The 11,494-nt window shown below is 53.7% G+C and carries 11 protein-coding genes; 3 read left to right on the forward strand and 8 right to left on the reverse strand.

The window, feature by feature from the left end; all coding sequences use genetic code 11:
* Positions 1–3 precede the first annotated feature (3 nt).
* On the reverse strand, positions 4–921 hold the full coding sequence (locus tag LOC67_RS02210) for a DUF58 domain-containing protein (protein ID WP_230260870.1): 918 nt from the start codon (positions 919–921) through the stop codon (positions 4–6).
* Positions 922–954: 33 nt separating this feature from the next.
* Positions 955–1,962: an AAA family ATPase gene (locus LOC67_RS02215; RefSeq protein WP_230260872.1), complete on the reverse strand. Its 1,008-nt coding sequence runs from the start codon at positions 1,960–1,962 to the stop codon at positions 955–957.
* Positions 1,963–2,320: 358 nt separating this feature from the next.
* Here LOC67_RS02215 and LOC67_RS02220 point away from each other — a divergent pair, with 358 nt between their 5' ends.
* Positions 2,321–3,619, forward strand: a complete 1,299-nt coding sequence (locus tag LOC67_RS02220) for a Trx7/PDZ domain-containing (seleno)protein (protein ID WP_230260874.1) — start codon at positions 2,321–2,323, stop codon at positions 3,617–3,619.
* Between the two features lie 142 nt (positions 3,620–3,761).
* Here the strand turns inward: LOC67_RS02220 and LOC67_RS02225 are convergent, their stop codons facing one another.
* The 4 genes from LOC67_RS02225 to LOC67_RS02240 form a co-directional block, all read right to left on the reverse strand.
* Entirely contained in the window at positions 3,762–4,985 is a 1,224-nt protein-coding gene (locus LOC67_RS02225; protein ID WP_230260876.1) for a tetratricopeptide repeat protein, read from the reverse strand.
* 299 nt (positions 4,986–5,284) lie between these two features.
* Positions 5,285–5,851, reverse strand: a complete 567-nt coding sequence (locus tag LOC67_RS02230) for a hypothetical protein (RefSeq protein ID WP_230260878.1) — start codon at positions 5,849–5,851, stop codon at positions 5,285–5,287.
* Between the two features lie 408 nt (positions 5,852–6,259).
* The gene (locus tag LOC67_RS02235; RefSeq protein WP_230260880.1) at positions 6,260–6,742 is read right to left on the reverse strand and encodes a cold-shock protein; all 483 of its coding nucleotides are present in this window, start codon (positions 6,740–6,742) and stop codon (positions 6,260–6,262) included.
* 111 nt (positions 6,743–6,853) lie between these two features.
* Positions 6,854–7,591 carry a YqgE/AlgH family protein gene (locus LOC67_RS02240; RefSeq protein WP_230260881.1) on the reverse strand — a complete coding sequence of 246 codons (738 nt, stop codon included), beginning with the start codon at positions 7,589–7,591 and terminating at the stop codon, positions 6,854–6,856.
* A 241-nt stretch (positions 7,592–7,832) separates the two neighbouring features.
* Between LOC67_RS02240 and pdxH the strand changes: the two genes are divergently transcribed.
* Both pdxH and LOC67_RS02250 read left to right on the forward strand, forming a co-directional pair.
* Complete coding sequence (gene pdxH / locus LOC67_RS02245; protein ID WP_230260882.1) at positions 7,833–8,480, forward strand: pyridoxamine 5'-phosphate oxidase; 648 nt, start codon at positions 7,833–7,835, stop codon at positions 8,478–8,480.
* A 12-nt stretch (positions 8,481–8,492) separates the two neighbouring features.
* On the forward strand, positions 8,493–9,203 hold the full coding sequence (locus LOC67_RS02250; protein WP_230260883.1) for a hypothetical protein: 711 nt from the start codon (positions 8,493–8,495) through the stop codon (positions 9,201–9,203).
* Positions 9,204–9,360: 157 nt separating this feature from the next.
* Here LOC67_RS02250 and LOC67_RS02255 read toward each other — a convergent pair whose 3' ends face one another.
* Positions 9,361–10,092, reverse strand: a complete 732-nt coding sequence (locus LOC67_RS02255; RefSeq protein ID WP_230260884.1) for a PEP-CTERM sorting domain-containing protein — start codon at positions 10,090–10,092, stop codon at positions 9,361–9,363.
* A gap of 38 nt (positions 10,093–10,130) precedes the next feature.
* On the reverse strand, positions 10,131–10,487 hold the full coding sequence (locus tag LOC67_RS02260; protein ID WP_230260885.1) for a hypothetical protein: 357 nt from the start codon (positions 10,485–10,487) through the stop codon (positions 10,131–10,133).
* Between the last annotated feature and the right edge of the window lie 1,007 nt (positions 10,488–11,494).

An 11,494-nucleotide genomic window follows, 5' to 3' on the forward strand; every position in this document is an offset into this window, starting at 1 on the left:
GGTTTACCCCACCGCCGCGGCACGCATCATTTTTAGAAGCACCGCATCGAAAGGCACGTCCGTTGTCGTTCGGGTATGCGCCAAACCATGGGTACGACAGTAGCGTTCGATATCAGCAACAAAGGTTTCGAACAGCTTTTTGTATTGCTTCAGTTTCCGCTCTGTGACCGTCACCTTTTTCTCAACGCCTGTTTCGCAATCAACCAATTGGACGTCACCAAGTAAATCGGGTGCGGCTTCTGATTGCGTATGAATTTGGATGACGTGTGGTTCAAACTGTGCATAGCGAAGTCGGTCAACGCCATCGCGGAAGCCTGCTTGGTCGAACAGATCACTGATCACAATGGCCAAGCCTGTACGCGGTGCTCGGGACACGAATTCACCCACGGCACGTTTCAGGTCCGTCGGTTCGGCATGGCATTTCAAGCCTTCCAAGAAACGCAGCACACTTAGGATTTGGTCCTTGCCGCGAACCAAAGGCATCGAGACCTTCGAACCTTCGGCGTAGGCGAAAATTGACACGCGGTCCAAGTCAGCAAGCGCGATGTAGCAGAGCGCCGCGGCGATCTGTCGCGCCAATGTGAACTTTGCGGTTTGCTTTTTGTCGACCAAGCTTGGGTCCTCGACCGACATGCTTTGTGAAACGTCCAGCAAGATATAGACATGCAAGTCTTCCTCTTCCTGGAAACGCTTCAGTAAGAGGTCTCCATGGCGTGCGTACACGTTCCAATCTAAGTACCTCAGGTCGTCACCGTGGATGTATTCACGGTGGTCGGAAAATTCGATTCCGCCACCGGTTTGCATGGTGCGACGTTGGGCAAGCAACTGTCCTTGGAACATTCGTTTGCTGAGCAAAGAAAGGTATTCCAATTGCTTTAGAAATTCAGAGTCAAAGATTGGCGCCGAGGTTTCGTTTGCCATCAGTTCACTTCAATCGAGGCAGATGGGCAATCACTAAACCGCGACTTCTTGACCGACCTTTTCGAGCAGGTCGTCTAAGATTGAGTCGACGCGAATGCCTTCGGCTTGGCCTTCGAAATTCAGCATGACGCGGTGGCGAAGGACCGAGTGAACAACGCTTCGTAGATCATCACGGCAGACATGGAATCGGCCATCGAGAACCGCTTTGATCTTGGCACACAGGATTAACGCTTGGGCGCCGCGGGGGCTGCTTCCATAGCGGACAAACTGTCGAACCATCGGGGTTGCGGTTTCATGTTCGGGGTGAGTGCCCATGATGAGCAAGATAGCGTACCGCCGGACGTCGTCGGCGATCGGGATCAAGCGTGACAGCTGGCCCATGCGGACAACGCGTTCAGCCGAGACGACTTTGTCGGGTGGAGCGATCTCGCCGGCGGTGGTGCGATCCATGATGGTTTCCATTTCCTCGGTGGTCGGAAACGGAACCATCAGTTTCATCAGAAAACGGTCCAGTTGAGCTTCGGGCAATGGATAAGTGCCTTCCATCTCAAGCGGGTTCTGGGTCGCCAAAACAAAGAATAGTCCGTCAAGTTGATGCGATGTGCCGGCGACGGTCACGCTATGTTCCTGCATCGCTTCGAGGAGCGCAGACTGAGTTTTGGGGGTCGCACGGTTGATCTCGTCAGCCAAGACGACGTTGGCAAATAGAGGCCCACGCTGGAACTGAAATTCCTTTTGGCCGTCGTTGCCTTCGACCAAAATGTTAGTCCCGATCAGGTCAGCCGGCATCAAGTCTGGGGTGAACTGGATTCGGCTAAATGGCGCCTCGAGGACTTCGCTTAGTGTCCGGACCAACAGTGTTTTCCCAAGTCCAGGGACGCCTTCGAGCAAGACGTGTCCGCCCGCGATCATCGAGATGAGGACACCGTCAACGATCGGCTCTTGGCCAACGATTCGCTTGGCAACTTCATTGCGCAGTTTCGCAAATTCATCGCGGAAGTGACTCAGTTCGCTGCGGAATTCGTCTTCAGATAGTTGCATTCGCGATTTTCCTGTCAGTTCAGAACGTCGACTTGAAGTCGTCTCTCGGGTGGCAAGCTCTATTGATAACCTGTTGGTTGGTCAGATGCAAAGGATTTGGCTTGGCTGTTAGACAAACCGTCTGAAAAACTCTTTTGTGGCTAAAGTCAGTGAAGTCGGCTTTAGTGCTTGGAAAGCTGATAAACTGCCGTTCCTACGGGCTTGATGTGATCCGCTATGCGGGTGCGCTAATCGGTGAAAAGGTTTTTCGTTGGTGCTTGGACAGTTCTTAGGTTGTTTCGCTTTTCGTCCCTCGAATAAGCAAGGTTTCTGTCCAGCCAAGTTGTGCAGTTCAATCTAATTCCCAAAAGGCGATGCGATGAAAAAGGTCTTGGCTTTGGCGGTCATGGTGTCCTTCGTGCTTGCGATTGGTAATGCAGACTGTTTGGCAAAAGATCGTGAGGAGGCGGTGCGTGGCGATAAACGCCGCGTCGAAGCCGAAGGGTTTTGGATGTATAACGAAATTCCCGGTGCGATCGAAAAAGCAAAGGAAACCGGCAAGCCGATCGTTGTGGTGCTGCGTTGTTTGCCTTGCGAAGAATGCGTCAAACTGGACGATGAGCTTGTGGACAACGATCCCGTCATCCGACCCTTGCTGGAACAGTTTGTTTGTGTTCGCCAAGTCGGAACAAATGGATTGGACCTCAATACGTTCCAGTATGACACTGACCAGTCATGGGCTGTCTTCTTTTTAAATGCGGACAAAACGATCTATGGACGTTTTGGTACTCGATCTCACCGCACCGAATGGTACGGCGACGTCTCTTTGAAAGGCCTTGCCAAAGCCTTGCAGGGGGCGCTTTACTTGCACAAAAACTTGGACCGGTATCAATCGGCCTTGGACGGTAAACGCGGCGAACCGCTGGAGGTTGCGTCGCCGGAGCAGTATCCGTCGCTCAAAGATCGCTATACCGATTCGCTTGACTACAAAGGCGATGTTGTCAAAAGTTGCATCCACTGTCACCAGATCGGTGATGCGCAGCGTGAGTACTACTGGAGTTCCGGTAAAGCGATTCCGGATAAAGTCTTGTGGCCATATCCCCATCCCAAGTCGTTGGGGATGGTGATGGATCCGAACGAGATGGCAACGGTAAAGTCGGTTGATCCCGATTCGATCGCTTATCAAAGCGGGTTACGTGAAGGTGATCAGATCCAGCGTTTGGATGGACAGGTGCTGTTGTCGATCGCGGATTTGCAATGGGTTCTGCACAACGTCAACCCTGACGGAGCGTCCGTGGCGATGCAAATCAATCGAAACGGAAATCAAGAGAGCCTGACGTTGGATTTGCCAGCAGGATGGCGTAAGGCAGGCGACTTGTCATGGCGTGTTTCGACTTGGGGCCTGCGGCGAATCGGCGGCGGCGGAATGGTGATCGGCGATCCTCAGGGGGACGGCTTGTTGGTCAAGAATGTCGGCCAGTATGGAAAGCATCGCGCGGCTAAAGATGTCGGGATCCGAAAAGGCGACATCTTGCTTTCCTATGACGGACGTCAGTTTGACCGTGAGCAGGACATGCTGACCTACGTTGTCAAGGAAAAACGCGCTGGCGACAAAGTCGATGTCAAAGTCCGTCGCGGCGGCAAAGAGCTGACCTTCCGGTTGCCGATTCAGGAGTAGCGTGTTGCCTTCATCGCGTTGTTAAAATAAACAAAGGCGAGCAAAGCAGTGATGCCTTGCTCGCCTTTAATCTTTTGATGATTGCCCTACAGTCAAACGCGGTGAAGTTTCGGCTGTCTCATCGCCACGTATGTTGTCCCAGTTAGTTTGGTAACTGAAAGTTTGAAGGCAACGCAAATGTGTTCGCTGGACCTGCAGCCGGATTGCTTGCCGGCTGAGAAGCAGCACTGGTCGGCTGCGCGGGAGCTTGAGCGGGTGCGGCGGTTGCTGCCGGAGCTGCCGTTGGCTGTGTAGCCGGAGCGGTCGCTGGTTGGGTGGCTGGGACGCGATAGGATGCGGCACCAACGTTGGTGGCTTGTCCGCCTGTTGAAACCGCTTGAACAGCAGGGCCGGTCTGATCGGTCAGCGACGCGATAGCCGCGTCTGCGCCAGCTCCTGCCGGTTGAACCGAGCCTGGCATATTCCCGATTTGGGCAAGCAACTGTTTGGAACGCTCAACCGCACGCTTGGTCGCCGGATCGGTTTCGGCTTGCGGCGAATAGGTGAGCGACTGATTCAGGTGGCGAGTCGCTTCGGTAGCTTGACCGCGTTTGTGGTGCAGGTAAGCCATGTTGAAGTGGGCAACTGCAGGCGAGTTGTTCGCTGCCAAGACGTTAAACGCGCCTTCGGAATCACCTGATTCGAATTTCACACTGGCCAAATTGTTGGCGTAGCGAGACGATCCGGGAGACAGCTTCAGGGCCTGTTCGATGGTCGATGCCGCAGCGCCATGATTACCCAGCTTGCTGAGGGTTAGGCCAAGGTCATTGTAAAGGCCGGCGTCGTTGGGGTTATGCTTGATCGCTTTGCCAAAATACTCCGCTGCCTTTTGGTAGTTGTTTTGGCGGAAATGCAGCCGAGCGATGTGTGCCAGTGCGGCTGAATCGTTGGGGTTCTTTTGCAAGGCTTTGGCATAGCTTTCCATTGCCTTTTCGTAGTTGTTGGCCGATTCCCAAAGGCGACCATTGGCAACGAAGACTTCCGAGGTCACTTCGGCTTTGTGTGCCAAGCTTGTTGGGTCGGTTGCATCGCCATTTTCGACATCAGGGCTGCTTGGGGCCGACTTGCCGAACCAGCCTGCGACAGTGTCTTTTGACTTGGTTGCCGCAGACTTGGCACCACCTGCGATCGACGTCGCAACGTTCTTCGGGGCGCTGGTCCAGCTCGACTCTTCCGAAGCGGTGCTGGTGGACTTGGAAAACGGATTCAGTGAGGCGACTCGTCCAACACTGCCGCTGGTGCAACCACTGATCCCGGTGCAGCCAATGGCCATCGTTAGGGTCAGTGCCGATGCAAGTCGATTTCGTCGTTTGGTTCGGCCGGACACGAGTATCAATCTCCCATGACTGAAAAGTCATTTTCTGGGTCTTAAATCGCAGCAAGCCGGCATCTTCACGATAAGCCGATGCCGGTAATTTGTATCGGTTCTAAGGATCGGCATTAATTGGTCTTGACTTCAGGTCCGGTTAGTCCGGTGGCACCGAATTTTACGAAAAAAGGCGACCTTCCCTTGGAAGATCGCCTTTTGAATTTGCTGTCAATTTGATTGCTTGTCAGCTGCGTCTTTGAACTTCAAGCATCTCACTTCTGCGAAGCAAGCCGAAGTCCTAGGCAGCCGTCGCAAGGTTAGTTGCGAGTTGCCGAGGCCGTGCCAGCGGCACTGGAGCTTGGCAGCTTTGGAGCAGCCATTTGCTCCAACCAAGCACGATTGACTTTGGTCGCCCAGTCGCCGGGAGCCGTCGGTGGCTTTTTGTTGGTGATGGCGATAACCGGAGGTGGTCCTTGCAGCTGGTATTGATCGAGCATTTGGCGAACCGCATCAACACGGGCTTGCGTCTCGGCATCGGTCATTGCCCGTTCGATATTGACGAATCGTCGCGACGGCGGCGCTTGGAACGCGATCCACGCGAGTGCTTCCTGACCGGATGTTTTCAAAGCACCATCACCGGTTCGGAATTGATGCCCCGCGAGTGTATTGTGCAGTGCCCAGCCGTTTTGTTTCTGTGCTTCGAAAGGCATGATGACGCTCATCGCGTCCATTTCGTTGAACGGGTCAGGCCACGCGTTATTGCGTTGTTGGCCGACACCGACCTTCGCCCAGAATTCGTTCCATCCGGCGTCGACGGTTGAAGCGGTGATTGACATCACCACTGCGGCGATCATCAAACGTCCAAAAAGGTTAGTGCGTCGCATGATTAGGGCAGTTCCTTCCGCCGACGGGGAAATGACTGGGGGAATGGTTCCGCGGATTGGAATAGAAACGGCGGAACCATGATGCAAGACATCAATTCGCTGAATGGTCCATCGGCAGAATGGATGAGCTCACTTTGCAAGCCGCAAGTGTGCCCGAATAACCGGTACAGGTTGTCCGGGAGGTTGGTGCCAACCGCCGAACAACCTGTGCAAGACTTCACCGGATCAACAAGATAGAGCGGTTGTGCTGATTAAGAGTGAACGATGCCGAGTTCGATTGGCCGAGCTTCGGACCGATTATCGCCAAGGTTCGGGAAATTTAATTTCCAGCAGCATGCCCTGGCAATCGAATGCTCAAGGCTGATTCTTTTGGGAGCGCCGTGACTTCCGGCAAGTGAAGCCGCGGGGCTATTTTCGCCAGTCCGGTCGCTTGCGTCGTGCTTTCGGGTGGTGTGTCACGATATTGAATGTCGCGTCACGTCCGGTCATGCGTCGGCCCATCGGCCGTTTGGTGGGCATGACCACGGTGGCGCGAAGCTTCTTATCCGTTTCCATCAGCTCATCGTCGACTTCGAATTCCACGTGGCGTCCGATCAGTTCTTTGCTGAGCGTTCTGCGAAGCGGGGCCACGTGGCGGTCGCGATGTGAAGGCCGGCCATCACGTCGCTGTGGACGTCGATCTTGCCGCGGCGGCGGGCTGGGCTGTTTGAAGTCTTCGCCCGGTTCCCAGACGGAATGGTGAAAGAAAACGTCGTCGCGGAAGTCTTCGGCATCGATAAAGCCGAATTCACCCTTGTCATCGATGAAACGAATCGTTCCCAGCCTTTTGCGGGTGATACGAAATTTCTTCGCCGGTTCGTCTTCGCGGGGGGCTGAACTGTCTCGGGGCAACGTCGCTGATCCACATCTGGGGCTGGAATATCGTCTCCAAAACTTAGCAAGAAAGTCGGCGAGCGGAAGTCATAACATTTGTCGTTTCGCGATGACCTCCACAAAGGCGGGCTAATTCGCCTCGACGTTTGCAGGTAGTTGGTTAATCCCAAGCCATCGCGTCATCGAATGTGTCGTCGCGCGGCGAATCACTGTTGGCCAGAGTGCCTCGTCCTGCGTGAACACGTCTTGTTCTCTGGCATCCAGCACGTGCCAAAAACCTGCGTGACGCTCTGCATCGAGCTGCTGTGCGGTCCAGCCAAGGTGCCCGACGATCAGGCGATAAGGAGCTGGCTTTTGTTTGACGAGCGTCTCTAGAAGCGTGCGGTCCGCTGCGACATAGACACCTTCGCCGGTTTCGGCTTCGGCGAGCTGGCTCGATCCGTGGACGGCGACGACGGGGCCCGACAGGGGGCCTCCGAAATGGATGGTGCCAAGCGTTTTACTGACCTCGTGGGCCATTTGGCTGGCCATTTCTGCCGCGGCAAGGTCTTGGCGATCATCGTCATCAAGATTTTCGCCCAATTCAGGTTGCGGATATTCAAAATTCTGAGAGTTCGCGGCGGTGCCGGATTCGGCGATCCGTGAACCCGGTTTGGTCGCTTTGTTTCCGACTTGCTGCAGCATTTTTGAAAGTGCAGGCGGGGCCGCCATGGGGCGATTGAGCAATACCGCGAAGACGTTTTCGGCATCCTGGTGTACAACCAACGAGACTGACCGGCTGAGCATCGGATCCTGCACCGTTGTTGACGCGACCAATAACTTTCCTACCAGCGGTTCGGACGGTTGTAGCGAGTTGGAATCCTTCATGGTGAAACCTAAAACGGTGATGGAGACGATGCCAAAATGACACAACTTGCAGGATGCCTAAATCCAGAGTGCAATAGATGCAAGCGATGTGCCAAAGCACGCTTGTTGCGAGAGGCAACGACGGGAACTTAGAAAATCTTGGTCGCGTTTTCGCTCGATGCGACACAACTTGGAAACTAGCTGCGGTCGAACTCATGGCAGGTCACTACGGAACAGAATCGGAAAAGCAAGCGAGGAAACGATGAGTTTGTACGAGATGCGAAAGAGCTACACGCTCGCGACTCTGTTGGAGAAAGACATTGATCCCGACCCAATGGTTCAGTTTAAAAAATGGCTCAGCGAGGCGCTGCAAGGCGATTTTCCCGAATGGGTCGAAGCCAACGCGATGACGCTGTCGACCAGCGACGCGAAGGGTTTGGTCACAAGCCGGGTGGTGCTGTTGAAAGGATTGGACGAAGGCAAGTTTTGGTTCTACACGAACTACTCGTCTGACAAAGCCGCACAGATGGACGCCAACCCACAGGTGTCTTTGTGCTTCCTTTGGCAACATATCCAGCGTCAGGTACGCGTCACCGGTACCATCGAAAAATCGCCACGTGAAAAGTCGGTCGAGTACTTTCACAAGCGGCCGCGTGACAGCCAGTTCGGCGCGATCGTCAGCAGCCAATCGAGTGTCGTTGAATCGCGAGAGGTCTTGGAAAAACGCCTCGCTGAATTGAAGCAACAGTACGGCGAAAAGGATGAGATTCCTTGCCCGGAAGACTGGGGTGGCTACTGTGTTCGCCCAACCACGATCGAGTTTTGGCAAGGACGCGAAAGCAGGCTTCATGACCGACTTCGCTATCGATCCGAAGCGTCAGCGTGGAGCGTCGAACGGCTCGCACCATAAGAGACTTCTGCGATGGCTTTAACACGACGGCAAACCGCGATCGGGATTTCCGTGTTCGTGCATGCGATCTTGCTGACAGTATTGTTGTTTTGGGTGGTTCCGAAGTATTCAGCACCGCAAGATTCGGACACTGTGGCAAGCGGCGACTTCAATCGTCAAACCGCGGATGCAGGGGCTGCAGCGCCAGCGCCGCAAATAAAGCCGCTCCCTGCTGCCGAAGCTAGCCACGACGAAATAAAGAAGTCTCTTGATCAGCAACTTGAGCTTGCCCAGCGACTGCCTGCTGAGAAAAAGCTTAGCGAACTGGAAAAGAATGCTCGGCGGCTTCAGTCGATCGCAAGCAACGAATCCATCAAGCAAACTGCGATGGTCGTTGCTGAATCATTTGGTGTCGATACAAAGCAGTACGATCAAGTCGACAAAGCTGTCGAAGGTGCTTTAGATATCTCCACGGCACAGATTGCAAATGTGACTCGCCGAAAGGCAGAAGGCGGAGGCTGGGAGTACACCGCAGAATTGGTTGACCAAGCGGGGCATCGAAGCGCAGTGCCGCTGCTCGCATCGGAGGGGGAATCGCTCTACGACGCTTTTCAGATGATGGAAAAGTATCCGATGATGAAAGGTGTGTATCGCAGTGTTGTCATGCCAGTCCTGCAAAAGTTGACAGCCACATCAGAGTCGCCGCCTGTGGATGCTGATTCGGACATTGAAGTCGAGCCCTAGCAGGCATGTGAAGTTAGTCGCTCAGCAACGTGCTGTGAATGAGTCTTTGAAATCTTATGGTCTGATGGAAACGAAAAAAGGCGAGAGCCTCCAAGTATTTTGGAAGTTCTCGCCCAAACAAGTTGTTTTGTGGACGTTTAAGCGTAAACGTCGGGTGTTAGCGTCGGCGTCGGCGACCCAGGCCAATGCCACAGCTGATCGCTAGGATGGCCAACGAACCTGGCTCAGGCACGGCGCCTGTCACTTGGCCGATATCACCGACGGTCATGTCGTCAAATCCCCAGACGTCACCCGATCCGGCGGTATTCTGGAAACTGATCGATGTGAACGTATCAGTGTCGCTGACGAATCCGTAGAACAAAAGGTTGCCGCTATTGAGACCGGTCACGGGGATGGTCAAGGTTTCAGAACCGCCACCAGCAAGGTTCAGGATGACGTTTCCGCCGCCCGAGTCGCCAAGGTCGGTGGCATAGAAGCCGAAGGCTGCGATAGCGGAGCTGAAATTGACGCTGAACTCGCCAGCAGTGGTCGAAGTGCTAGTTCTAAGAAAGCGAGTGCCGGAGGTTGCAAATGCACCTACAGTCGGCGCGGTCCGGATTCCAGTGCTGGAACTGCCCGTAATGGTTGCCGTTACACTTCCAGTTGAGCCCGGAAAGGAGAGGTTAAGCGGGACCGAACCGCTGAGCGATTCAAAATTCTCGGTGCCAACGCCACCAGAGAGGTTCGATAGAAAGTTTGAGCGTGCAGTAACAGCGTTGCCGCCTGGGACAAATGCTCCGCCGGCACCGTTGTCAACGCCAAAGAAAGTAGAGATTCCAGCGTGGCTCGTATTTGCCGAGACTGCGAAAGCAATCGCGATGAGTAACGCAGCAAAGTTTTTAATAGTCATTTGATTTGTTCAGTAAGATTGTATGTTGCAATGGGAAACTACCAAAACCGAACGAATCGCGGAACCTTGTCTTCCGATGGTATTGAAGGTGGGTCGTACTGGTGGTTACATGGGAACGCACAACTGGTTTTTAACTCGTCGAACTTAATCCAGCCGGTGTTGACCATCGGCTGAGACTCGGACGATGTAGGCGGGCGCGTGTTACCTAGGGCATCCGATGAAAATGACGACCAAGCTTCGAGGATTTGGTCACGATGCGATCGCTTCTGCATCGAGGATTGCATGTAAGACTGTTGGTCCGCTGCCGACGCGATAGTCGTTGAGTCACTCCCGATCAGTCCTGCAAATGCCGAATTCCCCATGTAAAACAAGGGGAATAGGCAAATCAGTATCATCTGCAGGTGTCTGTTCACGCGTGCACCAGTGTTGGCGTTGTATGGGGCTTGCGGAATATTCTGGGGTTGGCGGACGGATATTGTACCCCTCGCTAGGACCGTGTGCAATAAGCAACCGATAAAAGCCTGTTCATCCGATTTTCGAACCGGAGACGTATCGAGTCTCGAGTGGAATACGCTGATATGTGGCGTTGAACAGAACCTCGGGGGGAGCAAGGTTGTTTCTGAGTGTCGATGACATGCAATGTCAATCTGCTTTTTGGATTCGACAACTCTCACAGGCGAGTCTTGCATGATTTGAATACCGGAGTAATTCATGCATCTGAGCTATTCATTATCGCATCGAAGTTGTTTTTCAATGGTTAGTCTGATGTTTCTTTTGGTTCTATCCAACAAGGCCAGCAGGCAAGCGAAGTCATGCCGAATTGAAGATTCATGGAAGCGATCGATGACAGTCGTTCCGTATCCGGATGAGTTGTGATGCCGACAGTATTGGAGCTTTCGGCTTATAAACATCATCAGGAGCGTTGTGCTCAGGTTGTCATTCTGTGGTTGGTGCTTTAAACCTTACCCTCAATCGCATGGACGGTGCGTAACGCTACGGTGGGTTGCGGGATTGATGGCAAGCGTTTCACGACTCGTCGTGCGTCAGGTTCGTCTTATCAGTTCAGTCGCGAAACAACTCTTGATCATGTTTCGTGAGCAGTCGATTGTCGTTTCTCGTGCCGAAATAGCGACGACTTTTCAATAGTGATGACTTCGACGGCATCAACGCGAACGACCGATACCTTGCCTAATCGTTTCTAGGCAGATGTCTCTCGCCCCCGTTTCGCCGTCGCACGATAGGCAACTTGATGGCACGGAAAAGGATCCGGCTGCAGAGGCAGTCAGGGGTTGCGCAATTATTGCGCGAACAGAAACGTCTTCGTCTAGCTCGACTCGCCAGAAAACGTTTCTCAGCTCGAAAGTTACGGTCACCTTTCGAACGACTCGAAGATCGACATTTG

The organism is Stieleria sp. JC731 (assembly GCF_020966635.1).
GTDB lineage: Bacteria > Planctomycetota > Planctomycetia > Pirellulales > Pirellulaceae > Stieleria.

Excerpts from the sequence above, each read along its gene's own strand:
- LOC67_RS02210 (WP_230260870.1), bottom strand. The coding sequence starts at position 921 with ATGGCAAACGAAACCTCGGCGCCAATCTTTGACTCTGAATTTCTAAAG.
- LOC67_RS02215 (WP_230260872.1), bottom strand. The coding sequence starts at position 1,962 with ATGCAACTATCTGAAGACGAATTCCGCAGCGAACTGAGTCACTTCCGC.
- LOC67_RS02220 (WP_230260874.1), top strand. The coding sequence starts at position 2,321 with ATGAAAAAGGTCTTGGCTTTGGCGGTCATGGTGTCCTTCGTGCTTGCG.
- LOC67_RS02230 (WP_230260878.1), bottom strand. The coding sequence starts at position 5,851 with ATGCGACGCACTAACCTTTTTGGACGTTTGATGATCGCCGCAGTGGTG.
- LOC67_RS02240 (WP_230260881.1), bottom strand. The coding sequence starts at position 7,591 with ATGAAGGATTCCAACTCGCTACAACCGTCCGAACCGCTGGTAGGAAAG.
- pdxH (WP_230260882.1), top strand. The coding sequence starts at position 7,833 with ATGAGTTTGTACGAGATGCGAAAGAGCTACACGCTCGCGACTCTGTTG.
- LOC67_RS02250 (WP_230260883.1), top strand. The coding sequence starts at position 8,493 with ATGGCTTTAACACGACGGCAAACCGCGATCGGGATTTCCGTGTTCGTG.
- LOC67_RS02255 (WP_230260884.1), bottom strand. The coding sequence starts at position 10,092 with ATGACTATTAAAAACTTTGCTGCGTTACTCATCGCGATTGCTTTCGCA.
- LOC67_RS02260 (WP_230260885.1), bottom strand. The coding sequence starts at position 10,487 with ATGATACTGATTTGCCTATTCCCCTTGTTTTACATGGGGAATTCGGCA.